Origin of the sequence: Actinomadura sp. NAK00032 (genome assembly GCF_013364275.1) — a bacterium.
Lineage (GTDB): Bacteria > Actinomycetota > Actinomycetes > Streptosporangiales > Streptosporangiaceae > Spirillospora.
The window spans coordinates 1,260,514-1,282,464 of the sequence record NZ_CP054932.1; the positions used below are offsets into that span (position 1 = coordinate 1,260,514).

The 21,951-nt window shown below is 71.7% G+C and carries 15 protein-coding genes and 1 pseudogene; 10 read left to right on the forward strand and 6 right to left on the reverse strand.

The features are described from left to right. Nucleotides 1–2 precede the first annotated feature (2 nt). Both HUT06_RS05965 and HUT06_RS05970 read right to left on the reverse strand, forming a co-directional pair. The gene (locus HUT06_RS05965; RefSeq protein WP_176194789.1) at nucleotides 3–1,277 is read right to left on the reverse strand and encodes a sialidase family protein; all 1,275 of its coding nucleotides are present in this window, start codon (nucleotides 1,275–1,277) and stop codon (nucleotides 3–5) included. Then, the gene (locus HUT06_RS05970; RefSeq protein ID WP_176194790.1) at nucleotides 1,261–2,379 is read right to left on the reverse strand and encodes an esterase family protein; all 1,119 of its coding nucleotides are present in this window, start codon (nucleotides 2,377–2,379) and stop codon (nucleotides 1,261–1,263) included. The genes HUT06_RS05965 and HUT06_RS05970 overlap by 17 nt, the downstream gene beginning before the upstream one ends. 438 nt (nucleotides 2,380–2,817) lie before the next feature. Here HUT06_RS05970 and HUT06_RS05975 point away from each other — a divergent pair, with 438 nt between their 5' ends. The 4 genes and pseudogenes from HUT06_RS05975 to HUT06_RS05990 all read left to right on the forward strand — a co-directional run. Continuing rightward, entirely contained in the window at nucleotides 2,818–4,860 is a 2,043-nt protein-coding gene (locus HUT06_RS05975; RefSeq protein ID WP_176194791.1) for a hypothetical protein, read from the forward strand. Between the two features lie 1,504 nt (nucleotides 4,861–6,364). Next, nucleotides 6,365–6,628 (forward strand): polymorphic toxin-type HINT domain-containing protein, encoded by a 264-nt coding sequence (locus HUT06_RS45535; RefSeq protein WP_217711221.1) that lies wholly within the window; start codon nucleotides 6,365–6,367, stop codon nucleotides 6,626–6,628. Nucleotides 6,629–6,691: 63 nt separating this feature from the next. Then, nucleotides 6,692–7,030: a hypothetical protein gene (locus HUT06_RS05985; protein ID WP_254715005.1), complete on the forward strand. Its 339-nt coding sequence runs from the start codon at nucleotides 6,692–6,694 to the stop codon at nucleotides 7,028–7,030. Nucleotides 7,031–7,111: 81 nt separating this feature from the next. Next, nucleotides 7,112–7,252: pseudogene (locus tag HUT06_RS05990) on the forward strand (IS5/IS1182 family transposase); the annotation flags it as partial. A gap of 1,183 nt (nucleotides 7,253–8,435) precedes the next feature. On the opposite strand, the gene HUT06_RS05995 reads toward HUT06_RS05990, so the two are convergent. Further along, nucleotides 8,436–8,909: a carboxymuconolactone decarboxylase family protein gene (locus tag HUT06_RS05995; RefSeq protein ID WP_176194792.1), complete on the reverse strand. Its 474-nt coding sequence runs from the start codon at nucleotides 8,907–8,909 to the stop codon at nucleotides 8,436–8,438. Between the two features lie 271 nt (nucleotides 8,910–9,180). Here HUT06_RS05995 and HUT06_RS06000 point away from each other — a divergent pair, with 271 nt between their 5' ends. The 3 genes from HUT06_RS06000 (at nucleotide 9,181) to HUT06_RS06010 (ending at nucleotide 14,432) form a co-directional block, all read left to right on the forward strand. Then, nucleotides 9,181–12,108 carry an ATP-binding protein gene (locus HUT06_RS06000; protein ID WP_254715006.1) on the forward strand — a complete coding sequence of 976 codons (2,928 nt, stop codon included), beginning with the start codon at nucleotides 9,181–9,183 and terminating at the stop codon, nucleotides 12,106–12,108. 74 nt (nucleotides 12,109–12,182) lie between these two features. Further along, nucleotides 12,183–14,054: a hypothetical protein gene (locus HUT06_RS06005; protein ID WP_176194793.1), complete on the forward strand. Its 1,872-nt coding sequence runs from the start codon at nucleotides 12,183–12,185 to the stop codon at nucleotides 14,052–14,054. Between the two features lie 18 nt (nucleotides 14,055–14,072). Next, the gene (locus HUT06_RS06010; protein WP_176194794.1) at nucleotides 14,073–14,432 is read left to right on the forward strand and encodes a DUF5955 family protein; all 360 of its coding nucleotides are present in this window, start codon (nucleotides 14,073–14,075) and stop codon (nucleotides 14,430–14,432) included. A 62-nt stretch (nucleotides 14,433–14,494) separates the two neighbouring features. Here HUT06_RS06010 and HUT06_RS06015 read toward each other — a convergent pair whose 3' ends face one another. Then, on the reverse strand, nucleotides 14,495–15,463 hold the full coding sequence (locus HUT06_RS06015) for a hypothetical protein (protein ID WP_176194795.1): 969 nt from the start codon (nucleotides 15,461–15,463) through the stop codon (nucleotides 14,495–14,497). A 111-nt stretch (nucleotides 15,464–15,574) separates the two neighbouring features. Beyond that, nucleotides 15,575–17,260 carry a hypothetical protein gene (locus tag HUT06_RS06020; protein WP_176194796.1) on the reverse strand — a complete coding sequence of 562 codons (1,686 nt, stop codon included), beginning with the start codon at nucleotides 17,258–17,260 and terminating at the stop codon, nucleotides 15,575–15,577. A 367-nt stretch (nucleotides 17,261–17,627) separates the two neighbouring features. Between HUT06_RS06020 and HUT06_RS06025 the strand changes: the two genes are divergently transcribed. The 3 genes from HUT06_RS06025 (at nucleotide 17,628) to HUT06_RS06035 (ending at nucleotide 21,079) form a co-directional block, all read left to right on the forward strand. Continuing rightward, nucleotides 17,628–18,878: a MurT ligase domain-containing protein gene (locus tag HUT06_RS06025; RefSeq protein ID WP_176194797.1), complete on the forward strand. Its 1,251-nt coding sequence runs from the start codon at nucleotides 17,628–17,630 to the stop codon at nucleotides 18,876–18,878. Next, nucleotides 18,868–19,584, forward strand: a complete 717-nt coding sequence (locus HUT06_RS06030) for a type 1 glutamine amidotransferase (protein WP_176194798.1) — start codon at nucleotides 18,868–18,870, stop codon at nucleotides 19,582–19,584. The genes HUT06_RS06025 and HUT06_RS06030 overlap by 11 nt, the downstream gene beginning before the upstream one ends. 76 nt (nucleotides 19,585–19,660) lie before the next feature. Next, entirely contained in the window at nucleotides 19,661–21,079 is a 1,419-nt protein-coding gene (locus HUT06_RS06035) for a metallophosphoesterase family protein (protein ID WP_176194799.1), read from the forward strand. Here HUT06_RS06035 and HUT06_RS06040 read toward each other — a convergent pair. Beyond that, on the reverse strand, nucleotides 21,076–21,915 hold the full coding sequence (locus HUT06_RS06040) for an SAM-dependent methyltransferase (RefSeq protein ID WP_176194800.1): 840 nt from the start codon (nucleotides 21,913–21,915) through the stop codon (nucleotides 21,076–21,078). The genes HUT06_RS06035 and HUT06_RS06040 overlap by 4 nt on opposite strands. Nucleotides 21,916–21,951: the final 36 nt, after the last annotated feature.

Sequence of the window (21,951 nt, forward strand, 5' to 3'; positions counted from 1 at the left end):
GGTCACGCGGTCTTCAGCTCCGCGGGCGGCGGGGCCCACGCGGAGGCGGCGACGTAGACCTGACACGTGCCGTCCTTGCCGCGCTTGGTCGCCGCCTCCAGCAGTCCCTTGCCGTCGTCCACCGGGAGCAGCGATGAGCTGTAGTTGCCGCAGACGATGTCGGAGTGCTCCGGATAGGCGGGGAAGGGGACGCGGACGGGAGCCGGGATCTCCCGCCAGTCTCCGGATCCGTCCGCCGTGTTGGCGAAGAGCGTCGCACCGCTCGCCGGGCGCATGAGAACCCCCCTGGCGTCGCGGACGACGCCGCCGACCAGCAGGATCGTCCCTCGCGGCCCGCCGCCGGGAAGCCAGGTGACCGTGGGAGCGTGGTACAGGTATCGGCCGCCGGTGCTGCGCGCGGCGGTGCCGAGCGCGGTCGGCGAACCCCACGTCCAGCCATCGGACGACCGGCGGTAGTGCACCTTGCAGGCCGCGGTCGGCCCGCACACCTCGTACGTCATGAAGTAGGAACCGTCCTGCAGCCGCCGCACCACGGGCATGCCCGGGCGGTCGTCGCGTCCCGGCGCGACGATCACCGTGCCGGGCCCCCAGGTAGTGCCGCCGTCGGGCGACGCCGCCTCCACGATGACCTGGGCAGGGCCGCGCGTCTCGTCGGAGTAGTAGCAGACCACGCGGCCCCGCCCGTCGATGGCCAGTTCGGGTTCCCAGAGACCCTCGTCCCACGGAGTCCCTTCCGGGGCGATGGCGCAGCTCGACAGGTACGCCCAGTGCCGGCCGCCGTCCGTGCTCCGCCACACCCGCAGTTCCGGCCGGCGCCCCGGCGCATGGTTCTTCATACCCACCGTGCCCGCCCACAGCAGCGTCCCGGCGGGCTGCGCGCCGATCCGGTGGGGGAGTTCGAGCAGGCTTCCGCAGCAGGCGCCCCGGCCGCGCTCGGCGGCCGGGTCGAGGATCTCCGAGAGCATCCGGAACGTGCGGCCACCGTCGGTGCTCTCGTAGAACCGGGCCATGTCGGTGACACCAGAGCCGGAGCCCGTCGCGATGGAGAGGACGATCCGGCCGTCCCGCAGCCGGACGAGCCGGGGATACATCGCCAGGCGCTGATCGACCAGCCGTTCGGCGAACGGGGCGAAGGGCGCGGCGGACACTCCGCCGCGCGAGGGGCCGCCCCGGCCCGGGCCCGTCTTCGCCTCGGTGGCCGAGCAGCCGGTCACCGTGAGAACGGCGGCCACCGCGAGGGCGGCGGCGCGCAGCGCCGCGTCAGGCGGTGAGGCCACGGCTCATCCAGCGCAGCACCTGCGGCAGGACGCGCTTCCAGGTCTGGAAGTTGTGCCCGCCGCTGTCCAGGACGAGCGACGACGCCCGCATCGGCGGCCTGACCAGGGAGAGGAACCGCTGCGTCTCGTCCCTGTTCTTCTCTCCGACCCGGCTCGTGGTGACGAGCACCGAGATGGGAGGCGGCGGCCGGTGCCGCAACCTCCAGAACAGGTCGTTCTCGTTGCGGACGGCCTGGCTGCCCCCGTACAGATCACCGGTGGTGATGTCCTTGATGGCGCCGTAGTAGCCGGACAGGGCCGCGGCCTTGGAGAGCACATCGGAGTGCCGCATCGCGAGCTTGAGCGAGCAGTAGCCGCCGGTCGACAGCCCGAACGCGCCCCATCCGTCGCGGCCGCCGGCGACGCGGTAGGCGCCACGGACGGCCTCCGGAACGTCCTGCGCGAAGAACGTCGCGGTCTGCGGGCCGCCGGGCACGTCCAGGCACTCGGTGTCGCGGCCCTTCACCATGGCCGGTCGCAGCATGACGTACACCATCGGTTGGATCCGGCCGGCCTTCAGTTCGTCGCGTGCCGTCTGCGGGACCCGGACCTGGGTGATGAGGTTGCGCTGCGCCCCGGGGTAACCGCTGAACACGAGCGAAACCGGGAAACGCCGCTGCTCCTGGCCGCGCTGGAAGTACTGCGGTGGGAGGTAGACGTAGGCGCGCGCGTGGAGCCCGGACCGGAGACCCCGGATGTCGACGGTGTCGACCCTGCCGTCGCGCTCCTGGCTGCCGCCGATGGACACCTCGGGCTTGCGGCGGATCAGGGCCGCCGCGGCGCCGTCGCCGCCGCGCTGCTGGTTCTCGACGAGGCGCCCGCTCCCGATGCCCGCCGCGCCGGTGAGCTCGCCCCACGTCCCATAGAAGCCGAAGTGCCGGTTGACGAAGAACAGCACGGACATCGTCACCAGTGCCTGGCAGAGGACGAGCGCGCAGACCCGGGCGGCCAGCGACCGAACTCCGGGGCCCGCGAGGCGCCCCCATTGCCAGACGGTCGCCGCCACCACGGCGACGACGGCCACGATCAGCAGGCACGCGAGCGGCCGGCCGGTCAGCGACACGCGGGCTCCTCACGTCGGCTCGGCAACGGCGACGCCATCGGACCCTACCCCGCCCCGCCGACCCGGTTGATCACCCGCCCGCCGGGGTGCGCCCCGACCGAGCTTTGAAGCGGAGTCCGGAACGGCGACGGTCGCACCTGCCGGGCGACTCTTGGCGCCGGTGACGAGGGCTCGCCGCAAGGGACTGGGCGATGGATTGGCCGGGTGTGGCCAGGGCGGGGAGAGGGTTGTCTGATCTTTGACGCAGGTGGGCGTTGTGACCGGAATGTCGGGGATAGGGGTGCATCTAGGGAGCTGTTCCCTTGAACGAGAGGCAGTGAGGCGGGAAGGTCTTTACCCTGGGTGGTGCAGGTAACCGACCGCAGGAAACCGAACCCGGCAACCCCGAGGCGTTCCCCCCACTCCCGCGACTCCCAGGGGTCTCTCGACGTGACGGACATGGCGAGCGGGTCCGCGATGGCGCGGCTGACACAGGCCGACCGCGTCCACGTGGGCTGGCGCTATGCACAGGTTCACCCCGATCCGGGGCCGCCTCCGGAGGCGCCCGAGCGGCCCGGAGGGGCACCGCTGCCGCCGCCGACCCGGCGGCCCGGCGAGCACATGGCCGGCCGTCCGCTGCGGATCGCGGTCGGCGGGACCGTCGTGTTCATCGTGCTGTTCCTGGTATGCGGGCTGCTCGGCGTGATCCCGTGGGCGTTCGCCGGGGTGGCGCTGCTCGCGTGCCTGGTCGTTCTCGGCATCACGGGCGGCGGGCTGTGGCGGGACGAGCGGGGCGTCCGCGAACGGCTCGCGCAGGAGCGCTCCGAGGACGAGCGGCAGCGGGCCGCGCAGGCGCGCGAGCGCGAGGCCGCGGAGAAGGCGTACGCGAAGGCTCGGGCCGAATGGGAGCGCAGGCAGGCCGCGTACGAGGGCCAGCGCGAGTGGTACCCGGTCGCCGTCCCGCCCGGAGTCGACCGGCTGGACGTGGTCGGCGGGACGCTCGCCGGATGGTCCGCGGCCGTCACCACCATGGGCGCGGCCCGGCTCGCGGTGGGCGCGCGGCTCACCGTCATCGACCTGTCGGAGGGCGCGGTCGCGCACGACCTGCTGCGGCTCGCGGCGGACCGCGGCGACGATCCCCTGGTGTGGGTGCTGCCCGCCGACCTGCCCCGGCTGGATGTGACCCGGGGCCTGAACCGCGAGGCGCTGGCGGACGTCCTGTCGCTGGTCGTCAGCGCGGGCGAGGAGGAGGGCGGCACCCGGGACCTGTCGTTCGACAACTCCATCCTGGAGCGGCTCATCGAGGTCCTCGGGCCGGACGCGACGATCCCGCGGATCACGGCGGCGCTGCGCGTCCTCGCCCAGGTCGGCGACCCGCGCGAGGACCTCCGGAAGGGGCTGCTGAGCGACGAGCAGCTGGAGCGCATCGCCACCCTCTTCGGGCGCGACGCGACGGACCGGATCGTCGTCCGGCGGGCCTGGGCGCTGGAGGCGCAGCTCCGGAAGCTGGAGAAGCTCGCGACCGAGCCCGTGCGGCTGCCGCCGTCCAGACTGCACGTGGTGTCGATGGACCGGCGCGCGGGCGTCCTCACCAACCGGATCCTCGGGACGTACGTGACGACCGCGCTCACCCACCGGATCCGGGAGTCCCCGCCCGGCGGACGATGGGACCACACCCTCTTCCTGTGCGGGGCGGAGAAGCTGCGCGGGGACGTCCTCGACCGCCTCATCGACGCGTGCGAGGCGACCGGAACCGGCCTCGTGCTGATGTACCGGTCGATCCCCGGGCACGTGCGCGAGCGGCTCGGCCGGCGGGGCCACGCCGCCGTCGGCTTCATGCGGCTCGGCAACCCCGAGGACGCGCGGGTCGCCGCCGAGCACATCGGCGCCGGGCAACCGCTCCTTGTCGCGGAGATCACCGACGCGGCCGGGGAGACGCTGTTCGACGTCGCGGGGGAGACCTACGCCAGCACGGTCGCGTTCGCGCGCCCGCGCGGCGACGGCCTCACCGACCCCGTCTGGTCGCCGCTGCCGGCACCGGCCGCCGACGACTCCGTCCTGGTGGAGGGCATCAGCTCGGCGACGGCCTGGGGCCGGACGGTCGCCGACCGCCGGACGGACAGGCAGCGCTTCCGCGAGCTGCTCGTCGAGCCGCCGCAGCTGCAGGAGCTGCCGCCGACCGCGATGGTGTTCACGCACTCCGGCGCCAGCGGCCGCCGCACGCTGCTGGTGGACGCCAACCCGGGCATCATCACGCTGCCGACCGCGCATTCGATGGAGTTCGAGGAGTACGTCCGCGAGCAGCAGCGGGAGCCGCTCGCCGAGGTCGAGGACGACGCACTGGAGGAGCCGCGCGCCGCCCCCGCCGACCCGCCGGAGGCTCCCGAGCCCCGTCGCACCGCCCGGCACGCGCTGCCCCGGGGCGCGTCACGACCGGTGCGGATCGTCCCGCCGCTGCGCCCCAACGGCAGGCACAAGGCCGATCCGCCGTCGTCCGCCTGATCTTCGGCAAGCACATCGCGGGCCGATATAGCGGGTTGATGGGTTGTGTCGAGGTGCAATTAGCTGCCCTGATGGACTGGGCACTTCTGGACACCCGAATCCTTTGATTCTCCGGATCGGCTGGTCCAGTCGGATGTTTTCTGGGTGGTGAAGATCGCCGTTGTGCGGCCGCCGAGTAGCGCAGCGTTACCCATGGAGCGGTAGCAATTAGGACATGACGCGTTGCGCGTTCTGTCCGGTTTGCTGGTTTGCTGGTTTGTGGTGTGATCTGGGTCCGGGGGGTTGCTCCGGACATGGCCACCAGGTACGAGTACCTGGGCGGTGCGGCCTGGCATTTCGACGACGATGACGGGCTGACCAAGGAAAACGGCCAGAGGCCGAACTACGAGTTCACGTACCGGGTGGCCGAGGGGCAGATCACCGCCGTCACCACCGAGACCCTCACCAGCGGTGGCGGGCAGCGGGTCGCCAAGATAGAACTGCTGGACGGCTGGCTGCGGCCTCGGCAGACCCAGGCGCCCGGTCCAGGCGGCCGCCTGATGGGCGATACCTTCTATGACGAGCGCGGCCAGGTCGTCAAGTCCTACGCTCCTTACTCCGCGGCCGGTGATCCAGAGACTGCCCTGTTCGGGGTCGGCGCCCCCGGCAACGTCGAGACCCAGACCCGTACCGAGTACGACGGGCTGGGGCGCAAGACCGTCGAGAAGCTCACCAAGGGAAACGGATCGCAGCCCGAACAGGAGTTGTGGCGCACCACCTACTCCTACGGCGGCGCCAACCGTGTCTCGATCATCCCACCCGCCGGCGGCACCCCGACCACGGAGATCAACAACGCGCGCGGCCAGGTGATCGAACGCCGTCAGCACAAGGCGTCCACTTCGACTGGGGACTTCGACGCCACCGCCTACACCTACACCCCGTCCGGCGAGATCGCCGCCCAACCTCCGGAAAGATCTAGAGAGGTTCGCCCCGCGACTGCAAGGGAAACTGGCGTACTGCTCGGACTACAGCAACGACCCGATCTGCAGTTCCGCAACGCCCGGCCTGCCCGACTTCCTGGACATCATCGGCATGGTTCCAGCCGTGGGGACGCCTCCGACATCATCAACGCCATCGCCTACGCCGTGAAGGGCGACTGGAAGAATGCGGGCATCTCCACGGTGGCCCTGCTCCCCGTGGTAGGCCAGGCCGCCGCCGGAGCACGGCTGGCTCCCAAGGTCCCCACGGGGTGCGTGAGCAGCTTCGTCCCTGGGACGCCGGTCCTCTTGGCTGACGGAACCAGCAAGGCCATCGAAGACCTGCACGTCGGAGACGAGGTCCTGGCCACCGACCCCGAGACCGGGGAGGCCACGGCGGAACCCGTTCTTGACACCATCACCAGCAAGGGCGACAAGAACCTCGTCCAGATCACCATCAACGCGGGCGCTCCGGCTCTCGGCTGGACGGAGGCTGACACGCCCGGGCCTGCGACCGCAACACCTCTCTCGAGAAGTCGAAGAGCGGCGTGCTCATCGCCACTGACACCCACCCCTTCTGGGTTGGTGGCGACATCAACGCCTGGGTCGAGGCCGTCGACCTCAAGCCCGGCATGTGGCTCCGCACCAGCGCCGGCACCTACGTTCAGATCACCGCCACCGAACACAAGACCACCCATCACCAACGCGTCCACGACCTCACCGTCGCCAACCTCCACACGTACTATGTGGTGGCGGGTGCCGCCACGCCGGTACTCGTTCACAATAGAACCCGCGATCTTCCGGAAGGGTAGAGGGAGAGTGCCCTACGGGAGATCGAATGCTCCGAGAACGCGATCTCCTGTCTCATTGCTTCGATGACCGACCCGGCGGTCAGCAATTTCATCTCTTGCTGGCCAATGTATCGAGACGGGGATGCAATTTACGTCCAGAATTCGCTCATCATCCTGGGTGAGCTCAATGAACCGTTCGACCCGCAAGAGCCGTGGCGGTACGTAGAGCCTCACCGTGAAGTCGACGAGGATGGGAATCGCATCTCCGAGTGGGTGACGAGCGCGGCCGAGGTGCGGCAGTTCCGCGAGTCCACCTGGGGCCGGCGAGGACACACAAGCGCAAGTATTCGTCCCCGCCCCGCCCGCGCCGCCCGGCCCGCCGAACCACTCGAAGGGCCCCGAGCGCCGCAAAGCCCCTGCTAGAAGTGGTCTTGCCTGGAGATCAACTTCATTTAGCGGGGGCCTTGCGTGTCCTCAAGTGCCACATACTCCGTCACGCTCGACATGTGGCGAGAGGCGGTGCTGTTCCTGTCCGGCCTGCTGCACGCCAAACGATGCGGGCGCGGTACCCGCGGGGGCCTGCGGACACTGGGCTGCTTCGCCCGAGCGGTGCTGGTCCTGCGCTGGTTTATCGACGGCACCCGCATCACCGAACTCGTGGATCTTTACTGTAAGCCTTTCGCCGTACAAGTTTCTCTGCAGGTTGACGGTGTCGACTTCATCGGCCCAAAGCACTACATTCCAATATTTGATATTATGAGCTCGGTGTTGTCTGTGCTGAGCGGGATGCTGGTGCGAGGGAAGAGGGTTATTGATTTTACTGAGACATCCAAGCGAATCTCTTTCGAGATGCGCGGCAACCTTTGTCGTCTTGAAGTGCTCAATCAGCAAAAGGCTGCGTCGGTGGCGGTCGATGAGCTCGTCCATGTGATGGAAAATTTCCTCGATTTGGCCCTTGGTGAGATGATGTCGAGAGTTCCCGGAATGGAACGCAACGTGCACATGGGCAAATTCCTGGCCACGTAGAGTCGTCCTTGCTGTGTCGAAATGGTCTAACGGCTGGAGTGGCGCTCATCCGCCGCTGGGCCTGCGCCCTCGGGCGCCGCTCGCGCCTTTGAACGTCCTCAGCGTAAATGACTCGTTCCGCACCGACTCTTCGAGTTCTCCGCTGACGAGCAACTGCTCGGTATCGAAATTCTCACCATCGAGGGTTTGTTGAAGAATGGGTGCGCCCGTGCGGCCGAGGGGTGTGATCGCGCTTGCCGACCAGGGGTATTTGGATGCGGGGATCCGCTTGCAGTTCCGCGCATCCCTTTCATCTGCCGGTTAAGGCACGTATTCGGTGGCATGGCAGAGAGTGAAGATACTGAATAGGGATGGTGGAGATATATCGTGGGTAGTCCACTCCATGAGGTCGTGACGAGCGACTTCAGGGCACTGTTCATGCTAGGAAAAGACGACGAACCCGACTCGGTGGAGAACGTTGACGTAGAGGTCACGTTTTCGGACGGGACGCGGTGGGGGGCAACCTTCATTACGGTTGGCGAGATAGAACGCATTATGGACCGTTGGCGCTCCAGTGGGGAGGGGCGAAGCGGCACCTTTTTTCGCTGTCCTGACCTGGTAATAGTGCGTGACGGCGGTGTTCGTGCAATCACCGCCGTACTCGAGTCGGCAGTTAGCCAGGACAGGCGTTCCGAGATCCTTACCCATCTGGGTTCATCGGAATGACCTGACTGGATGGAGGATCGTCAGGGAGAATATCGCCCGATCGCCACCAGCGGCAGCCTGTGCGGTTGCCCGGGGGCCGCCGCACAGGCGGGGGTGGTCAGTCCCAGGTGGTGCCGGCGGGGTCGTTGATGATGTTGTTGATGGTGTTGAACAGGTTGCTGGTGGCCATCCATAGGGTCAGGGTCGCGCGCTGGCGCTCGTCGTAGTGTTTGACGAGGTCGTCCCAGACCGTGTCGGGGATGGCGTCGCCGGAGCGGTCGTTCATGCGGGTGGCGGCCTCGGCCAGGGCCAGGGCGGCGCGTTCGGCGTCGGTGAAGAACGGCGACTGGCGCCAGGCGGCGACGGAGGTCATCTGGTCTTCGGTGACTCCGGCCTTCCGGGCTTCGGCCGCGTCGGCGTACAGGCAGGCGCTGCCGCCGTTGATCTGGCTGCCGCGCATGCCGGCCAGCATGAGCGTGGAGGCGGGGACGATGCCCTGCTCCATGTCGTGCTGCAGCGCCTGCATGAGGGCGCCGATCGCCTCGCCTGCGGGCGGAACCAGGTAGGCGGGGTTGCTCATTCGTGCTCGCATCGCGGATCCTCCATGGATCTTCAGTGCTGGGTTGCCTCTCTGACGACCGGCGGAGTTCCGAGGTGACCGATACTCGCAACTGGTTCCGGCGTGGAGGGCGCATGGCGCTTTTGATGGGGCGTTGGCGTGGGGAGGTGGGGGGCGTCAGGATGCTGGGGTGACTTTGCCGCCTGGGATGCCGCCGTTGCCGCCCTATCGAGGGGGGACCGGTGTGCCGCCGGGTGGGCCGCCGCCGGGGATGCGGGCCGGGCCGCCGGAGGCTGAGCCGTTCGTGCTGCCTGGGCCCTGGTACCGGATCCAGGCGATTCCGGCGCCGCAGCGGGACGGGTCGGCGGAGTGGGACTTCGTGAGCGTGCTGCCCGCGGCGCTGTCGGCGGCGCGGCGGGGCAGGCCGTTCGTGGTGGGGTGGTTGTCGGCGGGGGCGGGTGCGCCGCTGGAGCTGATCACCAATGCCGGGCCGATCGGGACGCCCGTGCCCGGGGTGGAGACGCACGGGCTGCTGTTTCCCAGCGGGGCGCGGGGTGTGCCGATCGGGGACGGGTGGCTGCGGCAGGCGGAGCGGATGGCGTGGACGCGGTGTCCGGGGCGGCTCGCGCCGCAGGGGGCCGAGGGCGGGCCCGGGTTGTTCGAGGCGACGCTCGTGACGTTGATGGAGCGTCCGTTCGGGTGGTTCGTCGTCGCCGATCCCTGTGATGAGCGAATGATCGACGAGGAGATGCGGGAGCTGCACCACGAGCTGCGCATGCTTCGGAGGGGTGAGGACGAGCACGCGCGGCTGGCGGTGGCGAGGGCCGATCAGCGGCTCGCCGAGCTGGACGCGTTCCGCGAGGCCGGGCTGTGGCAGGTCCGGGTGGTGGCGGGGGCGGCATCGCAGGACGAACTCGGGCAGATCGCGCCCGTGTTGGTCGGGTCTATGGAGCTTGGACACCATCCCTACCGGCTCAGGTCGGGGCAGGGGAGCGGGTCGTTCGCCGAGATGCTCAGCCCAGGGATGCCGCCCGTGCCGGTGCGGCCGATGGCGGAGGCGGAGCAGCGGTTCCCGTTCGTCGCCACGGCGGGGGCGCTGGCGGCCCTGGCCGGGTTGCCGCGCCGGGAGGTCCCCGGGCTGCGGGTGCTGGAGGCCGGCTATTTCGACGTGACGTCGGAGACCGAGCCGCAGGGCGGGGAGCCGCAGATCGAGCTGGGCGCCATCCTGGACGGGCAGGATCGGGAGGTTGGACGGTTCGCCGTGCCCCGGTCGACCATTAACCGGCATGTTTTCGTGACGGGTGCTACAGGGGCTGGGAAGTCGCAGACCGTTCGGCATCTGCTGGAGCAACTCACGCGGGCGGGTATCCCTTGGCTGGCCATCGAGCCGGCGAAGTCGGAGTACGCGGCGATGGCGGGGCGCATTCAGGATCTGGGCGGGCCGGTGACGGTGGTGAATCCGTCCGATCCCGACTCGGTGCCGTTGTCGGTGAATCCGCTTGCGCCGGAGCCGGGATACCCGGTGCAGGCGCATATCGACATGGTGCGGGCGCTGTTCCAGGCCGCGTTCGACGCGGAAGAGCCGTTCCCGCAGATCATGGCGCAGGCGCTCCAGCGGGTGTACGAGAACAACGGGTGGGACGTGGTGACGGGTGCGGGTGTGCCCGGGTCGCTGATCGAGCCTGCCGTTCCCACGTTGGAGCAGTTGCAGAATGCTGCGCTCCAGGTCATCCAAGATGTTGGTTACGGGCGCGAGTTGATGGCCGACGTGCAGGGGTTCGTTGACGTTCGGCTGCGGTCGCTGCGCATCGGGTCGGCGGGACGGTTCTTTGAGGGCGGGCACCCTGCCGATATCGGCGGGATGCTTCGCGACAACATCGTGCTCGCCATTGAGGACGTCGCGAACGACGAGGACAAGGCGTTCCTCATGGGGACGCTCATCATCCGCATCGTCGAGCATCTGCGGATGCGGGAGCGCAAGCGCGACAAGGCGACGGGGTCGGTGCTGCGGCACGTCATCGTCATCGAGGAGGCGCATCGGCTGCTGCGCAATCGCGGCCCCGAGCGCGGCAGCTCGCATGCCGTCGAGTTGTTCGCCGGGATGCTCGCCGAGATCCGGGCTTATGGCGAGGGCATCATCGTCGCCGAGCAGATTCCGACGAAGCTGGTTCCGGACGTCATCAAGAACACCGCGCTGAAGGTCGTCCATCGGCTGCCCGCGTTCGACGACCGGCATCAGGTCGGTGCGGCGATGAACCTGGACGGCGACCAGTCGCGTGAAGTGGTGTCGCTGCGGCCGGGTGTCGCGGCGGTGTTCGCGGACGGCATGGACCGTCCGCTGCGGGTCCGGGTGCCGCTGGGCGAGGGGCGCGAGGCGGAGCTGCCCGGCCCGCCGCCGCCCGTGGACGGACGGCGCTCCGCGGCCTGCGGCTGCGAATGCCGGTCCGGGCGCGCGTGCACGCTGTTCGAGTTGCGCGAGGCCGACATCCTCGCCGGCGGGGACGGCTGGGCGTGGCTGCGGCTGTGGGCCGACACGCTGGTGCTGGCGCATGTGGTGAACCGGCCGCTGCCCGCCGTGCCGGCGGAATTGGGGCGGTCGTGGTCGCGGCTGGCGCCCCGGCTCCGGGAGTGCGCGCTGGCGACCGTCCTCGAACGGGCGGTGACGCGGCGGTCGCGGTCGCTGCGGGCCGCCTACCCGCCGGCGGATCTCACCGCCGCCGCCGCGGACGTCGCCGGGCAGCTCCTCGGCGGTGCCGCACCCGGCGCCGCGCCGGGGCCGCAGTGGATGATCCCGCAGGTCAAGTGGCTGCACGAACTCGACCGCCTGTTCCCCTACGGCGAGGGAGCCCCCGACAAGCACGCGCTCGCGCCGCCGCTCGACTACCCGCTCGCCGGGCTGAAGCAGCCGCCGGACGCCCGGCTCGGCCACCGGCTGCGCGCCCTGCGCCGCCACCCGCTGTCGATGGAGCTGGCCCGCAACCGCCCGATCGCGCTCACGGCCCTGTACGGCGACGACGACCAGGCGGGCTTCTACCAGGACCTGTCCGTCGTCGCGATCGGCTTCGACGAGGACGAGCAGATCGACCACGTCGCCGGGACGATGGGCGTCACCGAGTGGCTCGAACCCGTGCTGAGCTGGTTCGAACGCTTCGTGCATCCCTTCGAGGACCCGTCCGCCGGGCTGTCCTTCCTCAGCCCGTCCCGCGACGCGCGGGAGTCCGCCGAGTCGTGACCATGTGCGGCCAGTCGGCCACGAGTGGGTGCTTTCTCACGTGGCGGCGGCGTGGTCTGGATAATTTCGTCCGCATGACCGTGGAGCAGGCGACCCCCGGCGCCGCGCCGCCCTTCTACCACGCGCAGCCCGGCGCGGAGACGTCGCGGCAGCCGATGCAGAACACCACCCGCTACCTGTGCGCCGCCGCCTACCTGGACCGGCGGATCGGCGACCGCGTCATCGCCGAGTTCCTGGACGACGAGAACCGCGCCGTCGTCCCGTCCTACGGGTTCGACGTCGAGCCGGTGGTGCTGCACGCGCTGCGGGCGCGCCGCTACCGGCTCGTCCGCGACCTGGTCCTCTGCGGGATCTGGCTGGGCGCGCTGGTCTTCCTGCAGTTCCTCGCCGTCGGGTACTTCTTCGTCCTGCTGGTGCTGGCCGGCCTGGCGGCGGTCCCGTGGCGGCGGCTCGCCTGGGGGTGGCGGCTGGTCGGGGCCTGGGTCGGGTTCGGGGTGGTGACGTGGGCGGTGTTCGGCGTCCTGTTCGTCCTCGCGGGCGAGCAGTGGGCCGAGGACTCCGGGTTCAGCTCCTACGAGCAGGAGCGGGCGGAGGGGCCCCTTGAGGTTCTCCAGACGGACCTGGCCGTCCCCAGCCTGATCATCCTCACCCTCGCGCTGGCCCTGACGATCATCGGGCATCTCGCGGCCGTCTACGGGGTGCTGGCGCGCGACCTCGCGCCCGGCTCCGCCGCCGCGCCGCCGCGCACGTTCAGCGACCGGGTGACCCGGGTGCTCGCCCGCGTCCGGTCCGCGCAGCGCGGCAACGTGACGCTGCACTCGGGGACGAACCCGTTCATCGGCGCGGGCGACCTCACCTCGCCGTGGGCGCGGGCCTGGTCGATCGTCCTCGAACTGGACCGGCCCGCGGCCGGCCCCGTCGACCTCACCAAGGGCGCCAAGGGCGGCGACGACGACGGCGCGCCGCCGCGCGTCGATCCGATGACCATGCACCTGCGGGTCCGGGAGCGGCTGCACGCCATGCGGGACGAGCGGCCGCCCGGCCGGGCGGACGGCGCCGAGCCGCTGCCGCCGAACGAGCGGATCACCGCGCTGCTCACCGGCATGCACATCGCCGGACGCGGGGAGAGCGTGCGGCGGACCCGTCCGGCCGACCCGGCGAACGCGATCACGCTGCCGCCGCACCCGCTGATCGACCCGGCGAACGGCTGCCCGTTCTCGATGGCGACGCCGGAGGCCGCCGAGGCGCTCATCCGGCATCCGCAGTCGCACATCCGCTGCTTCCAGCGCGTCACCGTCGGCGCCCACGGGCAGGCGGTGCTCGGCCGGGACGGGCGGATCGTCGCGCCCGCCGAGGAGCAGGACATCTCCCTCACGGCTTTCGTGTACCTGGCGGTCGAGGGCCGGATGCTGTACGGGCACTTCGCGGCGACCGTCCTGCCGCCCGTCCGGCGCGAGTTCCGCGTCGTGGACCTGCTGCCCGCCTGGGGCACCGGGGGGCAGGTGCTGCGCGCCTTCGCCCGCGGGCGGCGCGGCCTGCTGCGCGCGATGGTGATGCCCGGCGTCCGGACGGCCGCGACCTGCTGGGCCGTGGTGCGCAGCCTGGTCGCGGCGACGGTCGCGCAGGCGTCGGCGCAGCGGCTGGTGCACGACTACGGCGCGCGGGTGAGCGTCCGGGAGCTGTGCGCCGCCGACGAGTTCGACACCTACGTCCAGGAGATGGACGCCGACAAGTACACCCGGCTGATCGAGTGGCGTGTCAACGAGGCGCTGCTGGACTACCTGGGCGACGAGTGCGGCCTCGACGTGTCGGCCTACCGGGCGCAGGCCGGCGTCATCATGAACGAGGGCGTCATCATGACGGGCGGCACCGTCAACGGGCAGGTCGCCGCTGGCGGCCGCGTCGACCAGCGGCAGGGCGGCGGCGCCCGCCGCGGCAACCCCTGACCTTCCAGTGGAGGCGGCATGAGCGAGCGCGGTGAGCGGGGCATCAGGATCGGCGGCAACGCCAACGTGTCCGGGCAGGTCGCGTCGGGCGACAACGTCACGCAGTACCAGCAGGCCGGCGGCGCCGGGCAGGCGGCGGACGTCGCGGCCGCGCTCGACCGCCTCGAACGGCTGCTGGCGGCGCACGAGGGCGAACTCGCCGAGCCGGGACGGGCCCGCCGCGACCTCGCCGACGTCCGCGAGGAGGCCGGTTCCGGCGACCCCGACGTCGAGCGGATGGAGGGCGCGCTCGCCCGGCTCAGCCGCCGCGTTGCGGGGGTGGCGGTGCTGGCGGAGGCCGCCGGCGCGCTCGGCGCCGCCCTCGGCGCGGGCGGCTGACACCCCCGGCCCGCCGGCGGTCGATGCGGCCCGCTCGCGGGCGGCCGATGCCCCGGGCGGGCTTAGATGTCGCTCTCGGTGCGGGCGGGGAGGCCGGCCTGCTCGGCGATCGGCGTCCAGTAGCCGATGAACTCGCTCTTGGCGCTGCTCGCCCGCTCGTTGACGTCCGAGACCTCGCCCTCGGACGGGCAGCCGGGCGCGACGTCGAGGTAGCGCTGGTTCGACTCGGTCGACGCCTCCAGCGCGCGGATCAGCGCGTCCCTCATCCGGGTGCCGTTCTGCATCGCGCCGACCTCCAGCTCGCGCGCCTTCTCCAGCTGGCCGCGCCGCTCGTCGAGGATGCGCTGCAGGCCGCTCGTCGTGCAGCCCTCCTCGACGACCGTGCCGAGCGAGGAGCGGGTCGCGCCCATCGCCTCCAGCAGCTCGTTCACGGCGCCGGCCTGCGCGTCGAGGTCGCCGGTGTCGCCGGTCTCGGACACCACGCCCTGCGTCGGCGGTGACGACTCCTGCGGCGCGGACTCCTGCACCGCGGCCGGCGGAGCCTCCGGATCGCCCGACCCGCTCGGCCAGAACACGATCGCGAGCGCCACGCCGAGCAGGACGACGGCTCCGGCCGCGCCCAGCAGGTACGGCAGCCTGCTCCTGCCCGGCGGCGGGGGCGGCTGCCAGATCGGCGGCTCCGCCCACGGCTCGGGCGGCTCGGCCCACGGCTCGGGGGACAGCTGGGTCGACCGCTCGTCCGACGGCGGCATCGGGGACGTGAAGTCGCCCGCGGGCTCCCAGGGGGTGGGGCTCTGCCCGGCCCACGGCGGCGGCAGCGGGTCGCGGGGGACGGGCACCTCGCCGAACGGGCCGGCGCCGGGTGTCGCGCCGAACGCGCCGGGCGGCTTCGCGAACGGGTCGCGGGCCGTGGCGTCGCGGGATGTCGTGTCGCGGGCCGTCGCGTCGTCGTCGGGCGGCAGGGGGGCGTTGCAGCGCATGCACGCCGGAGAGGACGACGTGGTGTCGGTCCCGCAGTTCGGACACCGCATGACGGCTCCCTGCCCCCGTGAAAACGATCGGTCACAAGATAACGCGCGAGCACCGGGTCGCGGCGGTTCGTCCCCGTTCGAGACCCGGCCGTAACCGGCCGTCACCGATCGTTACACGCGCTTCCAGCTGCGCTGCGGCTGGCCCGTCTGCTTCGCCACCGGGTTCCACAGGACGACGAACTTCTTCTTCGCCGAGGTCGCGCGCCGCTCCTGCGCCGCCCGGCCGGGCACGTGCGCCGCGCTCGGCTTCGGCTTGCCGTGGCACTTGCGCTGGTTCGCCTGCGCCCACCTCAGCAGGACCAGGTCGACCTGGAGGGACGCGTCCAGCGCCTCGGACAGCGAGCCGCGCAGCCGCTCCCCGTTCGCCAGCTTGTCGACCTTGAGGCTCTTGGTGCGGCCCAGCTGGTTCTGGCGGCGCTGCGCGACCTTCTGGAACCCCTGGATCGCCTGCGGCAGCGTCTTGCACTTGCCGGCCCGGCCGAGCGCCCCGGCGAGGACGCGGCGGGTGGCGACGCTGTCGTTCAGGACCCCGTTCAGCTCCGCGGCCTGCTGCTTCGTCTCGGGCGGGATCGTGTTCTTCTGCGCGACCTGCTGGCTGGACGGCGTCGCGGTCGGCGACGTGCTGGCGGACGAGTCGTCACCGGACGGCCACACGACGAACACCACGGCCCCGGCCGCGACCGTGACGAGCGCGGCGACGGCGGCGATGAGCGGCCTGCTCGTCCCGCTGCCGCCCTTCGAGCCGTGCGGCTGCTGCTGCTGGGGCGGGTAGCCGCCGTACTCGGGACCGCCGGGCCCCATCCCGCCCATGGGCCCCATGCCAGGCTGCTGCCCCATGCCGGGCTGCCCCATGCCGGGCTGCCCCATGCCGGGTTGGCCCATGCCCAGGCCGGGCTGGCCCATCTGGCCGCCCATGGCGCCCATCTGGCCCATCGGCGGGGCGCCCATGGGGGCGCCGGGGTCCATCCGGGTCTGGTCGAAGTCCCCGCCTCCGAACCCGCCCTGGAAGCCCGGGTTCATGGGTGCGGGCTGCATCGGGCCCGGGGCGAGCTGCGTGGCCTCGGGGTCCGGCAGGGCGGGCGGCTGCGCGGCGCCGGCCTGGCCGCCCCATACCTGCGTGGCGTCCGCGTCCGGCTCCTGCGGCCTGCGCGGCTGCGCGAACCACGACTCCGGGACGATCGACTCGGTCGGGCCGGTCGCGTCGGCGAGGCCGAACGGGTTCGCGCCGCCCCCTGCCGCGGGCAGCGCCGGCTTCTCGCTGGCGGGCAGCGCGGGCTGTGCGGACTGCGCCCCGGCGCCCCCGGCGCCCCCGGCGCCCCAGGCGGGCGGCGGGACGGTGCCGTAAGAGCCCGAGTCGTCCTCGTCAGGGTTGAACGTCCAGGCCGCGGTGTCCTCGGGGTCGGCGGCGGGCGGGGCCGCGGCCGCCGGCGGCTCGGGGGCCGTCGCCTGCGGTGACCCGGCCGGAGGCGACGCCGCGTACGGCGAGCCGGCCTGCGGCGTCGGAGACGCCGACATGGGGGAAGCCGGCAGCCCGCCCGGCGGCATCGCGCCCGGCGGCGCCGCGAAGTCCGGCAGGGCGGGCGGCTGCGGCTCCGGCGCCCAGGACGGCGTGGGCGGCGGCACCATCATCGTCCGGTCGCCGAGCCCGTCGGCGGCGCCGGCGCCCGGGGCCGGGTCCGCGACGGGCGCCGCGAGCGGTACCGCGGGCCCGACCGAGTACACGTCGATCGGCGCCGCGCAGTGCGAACACTTGCCGAGCGTCCCGGGCGTGTCATTACCGCACGTCGGACACTGCATCGCTCAGACCTCGCATTATCGCCGCTTTGCCACGCTTGCGGTCCTGGCCCGCCGGCCGGGACGGGCACCGCTTCCCCGCGAAACCAGCAGGGCTCCCGACAAAAGTAGTGGGTGCCGCCGTTCTCGGATGCGTGGACGGAAATCTGGCACACCGCAGTCGGAGGTCGCACCGAATCACGACATGTCAGGTCTGGTCAACAATGCCCCGATTGGTTTACACCGTCGCGTGTGATGATGCTCACATTGTGCACGGTCCCGCCGCGGGATGCCCGCGAACCCGCCGGTACGCCCCCAACGCGCCCGGACCGGTGCGTCCAGCGGCTAGGCTCGGAGCGGTTTTCCGGCGCATCCAGAGAAGACGGAGTCCATGAGCGATCTTCCGCTGCGTTCGCAGCTGGCCGTCGCGCTCGGTCGTACGGCCGCCAAGATGTCCCGAATGGCGGGCCGCGGGGACGGCTCGGTGATCGGCGGACGGGTCGGCCTCCGCCTCGACCCCGAGCTGCTGACCAGGCTCGCGAAGGACCGCAAGCTCGTCCTCGTCAGCGCCACCAACGGCAAGACGACGACGACCCGGCTGATCACCTCGGCGATGACGCCGCTCGGGGAGGTCGCCACGAACGCGTTCGGCGCGAACATGCCGACGGGCCACGTGTCCGCGCTCGCGTCCGCGCCGTCCGCCCGCTACGGCGTGCTGGAATGCGACGAGAAGTACGTCCCGATGGTCCTGCGGGAGACCGGGGCGAACCTCGTCGCGCTGATGAACCTGAGCCGCGACCAGATGGACCGGGCCGCCGAGATCTGGCTGCTGGCGGGCAAGTGGCGCCGCGCCCTGGAGGCGTCCCCGACCAGCCATGTCATCGCCAACTGCGACGACCCGCTCGTCACCTGGGGCGCGGCCACCGCCAAGAGCGTCACTTGGGTCGCCGTCGGTCAGCACTGGCGCGAGGACTCCTGGTGCTGCCCCGAGTGCGGCGGTCCCCTCGACCGGCAGGACACCGACGAGGACAGCGACTGGGCCTGCCGCCAGTGCCACTTCCGCCGCCCCCGCCCCGACTGGGCGCTGCGCGGCGACACCGTCACCGGGCCCGACGGCCGGGCGTTCTCGCTCGCCGGCCTGTCGCTGCCGGGCCGCGCGAACCGCTCGAACGCGCTGGTCGCGCTCGCGGTCGTCGCCCAGTTCGGCGTCCCGCCCGAGCAGGCCCTCCCGCTGCTGTCGCAGGTCACCTCGGTCGCCGGCCGGTACACGACGGTCGAGCACCAGGGCCGGTCGATCCGGCTGCTGCTGTCGAAGAACCCGGCGGGCTGGCTGGAGGCGTTCGACGTGCTGCAGCCCGCGCCCGGCCCGGTCGCGCTGTCGATCAACGCGCAGGGGCCGGACGGCCGCGACACGTCCTGGCTGTGGGACGTCGACTACCGCATCCTGCGCGGCCGCCCGGTCTGGGTCACCGGCGAGCGCCGCATCGACCTCGCCGCCCGGCTGGAGGCCGCCGACGTATCGTTCACCGTCGTGGACGACATCGACCAGGCGGTCATGGCCGTCCCGCCGGGGCACCTCGACGTGATCGCCAACTACACCGCCTTCCAGAACATCCGAACGAGGTACGGCCGTGTCGTCTGACCGCATCAAAATCGTCTGGATCTACCCGGACCTGCTCAGCACCTACGGCGACCAGGGCAACACGATCGTCCTGGAGCGGCGTGCGGCGCTGCGCGGCATCCCGACCGAGACCGTGAGCCTGCGCTCGGACGAGCCCGTCCCCGCCGACGGCGACATCTACCTGCTCGGCGGCGGCGAGGACCGCCCGCAGATCCTCGCGGCGCACCGGCTGCGCGGCGACGGCGGCCTCGCGCGCGCCGTCCAGTCCGGCGCGGTGGTCTTCGCCGTCTGCGCCGGCTACCAGCTGCTCGGCCACGAGTTCGGCGGCGAGGAGGGGCAGCCCGTGCCCGGCCTCGGCCTGCTCGACATCCGCTCCGGGCGCGGCGAGCAGCGCGCCGTCGGCGAGATCGTCGGGGACGTGGCGGCCGAGCTGAACGTCCCCCGCATCACCGGCTTCGAGAACCACCAGGGCGTCACGCAGCTCGGCCCGAACGCGCGGCCGTTCGCGAAGGTGCTGCACGGTGTGGGCAACGGCGGCGGCGACGGCTTCGAGGGCGCCTACAGCGGGCGCGTCCTCGGCACGTACATGCACGGGCCGGCGCTCGTCCGCAACCCCGGCCTCGCCGACCTGCTGCTGCGCTGGGCGGTCGGCCGCGAGCTGCAGCCGCTGGACGACTCCTGGGCGGGCCGCCTGCGCGAGGAGCGCCTGCGCGCCGTCGCCGGCTGACCCGCCGACCGGATCGGCCGGTTCCGGGCGGTTTTGGGTCTGGTCGGACGGTGGCGCCGGTGCCACCGTAGCGATCATGATCTGCTGCCGTCCGAGCCGCCGGGCCCTGCTCCGCTGGAGCGCCATCGCCGCGGGCGCGTCGCTGCTGCCCGGCACCGCGTGGGCGGACGGCGGCGCCGTCCGGCCGGTGAACCTCGAACTGGTCACCGTCACCGAGACGACGGCCGTCCTCACCTGGTACACCGGCGCCCCCGGAACGGACGACGGCCTGGGGCGCATGAGGCCCGCGCCGTCCGACGCGGAGGTGCTCTACGGGACGCACCCGTCCCGCCTGACGTCCGTCGCCCACGGCCCGTCCGGCACGCCGTACCACTACGTCGAACTGACCGGTCTCGAACCGGGACGCACGTACTACTACAAGGCGCGCTCGGCCGGGCAGGACGCGGCGCCGACCTGGCTGGCGTTCGGGACGGCGGCGGGCAGCCCGCAAGGCGAGGTGTTCGCGTTCACGACCCCGCAGCCGCCGCCCGGCCGCCACCTGTTCTCCATCGCCCTCTGCAACGACCTCCACCTGGGCGAGACGGTCGCTGGCCTCGTCGGACAGCTCCCGTGGATCAAGGGCATCGAGCAGGTGCCGGGCCATCCGCCCTATCCCGAGGTGATGGCGAAGGCCCTGATCGCGGACGCCCGGAGCCGGGGCGCGTCCTACCTCCTGGCGGCCGGGGACGTCTCCAGCGAGGCGGCCCCCGCCGACCTCCAGAGCGCCAAGAGCATCCTCGACACGTTCGGCACCCTCGGCGGCGACTACCTGGTGGCGCGAGGCAACCACGACCGCGCCCATGCGGGGACGCCCTACGGCGGCTGCACGCCCGGTTCCTGGCAGGGGAACGACTGCTTCAAGGACGCCTTCTTCCCGTCCGGCCGGACGTACTTCTCACGCGACCTGCGCGGGCTGCGCGTCATCGGCCTCGACACCTACGACAAGCCGGGCGACGGCGGCGACTCCGGCGGGCTCTCCGCCGGCCAGCGGGCCTGGTTCGAGGCGGAACTGGCGAAGGAGCCGGACCGGCCGACCCTCGTCTTCGGCCACCATCCGCTCTTCACCGAGAACGACCCGCTCGCCATCACCGGCGCCCATTCGCTGGACGCGGGCCAGTCCCTGCGCATCCTCGCGGCCTACAACCGCACGCCCGGCGTGTTCCTGCACCATGCCGGGCACACGCACCGCAACCAGCGCTCGACGTTCCCTCTGGCGCCCCGCGTCGTCCAGCAGGAGGTGGGAGCGGTGAAGGAGTACCCGGGCGGTTTCACGCTCCTGCGGGTCCACACCGGCGGCTACGCGCTCAACTTCTACAAGACGCGCGGCGACGAGGCGCGGGCCTGGAGCGAGCGCAGCCGCCAGGAGCTGTCGGGCCAGTGGCCACAGCTCTCCCTGGGGAACCGTCCGGCCGACCGCAACACCGTCGTCACCCGGGACCTTTCGGGCCTCGGCTAGTCGGTCTTGCGGGCGACGCCGGCGTAGCACCACTGGCGCTCGGCGCCGGGCGGGATGGTCGTGCGGGGATCGGGGCGCCACAGCGACAGCGTGGTGAGGCCCGGTTCCACGAGATCGAACCCGTCGAACAGCCGCATCACGTGGTCGCGGCTGCGCAGGGTGATCTGGTAGGTGGCCTTCTCGTACACCGCGCCCGCCTCCCGGACCCGGCTGTCGGCGTCGAAGTCGGCGGTCACGTGCGACACCGCCAGGTAGCTGCCGGGGGCCATGACGGAGCGGAGCCGCGCCACGATGCCGGGCGGGTCGGCCTCGTCGTCGATGAAGTGCAGCACCGCCAGCATCAGCACCGCGACCGGCCGGTCGAAGTCGATGAGGTCGTTCAGCTCGCGGTCGGCCAGGATGTCGTCCGGCCGCCGGGCGTCGCCCTGGATGACGGTCACCTCCGGCGTCCCGGCAAGCAGCGCGCGGCCGTGCGCGAGGACGACCGGCTCGATGTCGACGTACACGACGCGGGCGTCCGGGGCGACCTGGTGCGCGATCTCGTGGACGTTGCCCTGCGTGGGCAGCCCGGAGCCGATGTCGATGAACTGCCGGATCCCGGACTCGGCCAGCAGGCGCACCGCGCGGCGCAGGAAGGCGCGGTTCTCCCGCGCGAGGAACGGGGTGTCCGGCGCGTGCCGGACGACCTCCTCCACGGCCTCCCGGTCGGCGGCGTAGTTGTCCTTGCCGCCGAGCAGGTAGTCGTACATCCGCGGGACGTTCGGCGTCGTCGGATCAACGATGTCCAGTGTCTTCTCCCCCGTCCTGCCGGGGCCGGACGATTTTCTGCCCGGCATATCGCGAACTATGCACGAACATGTAAGCATTGTGAT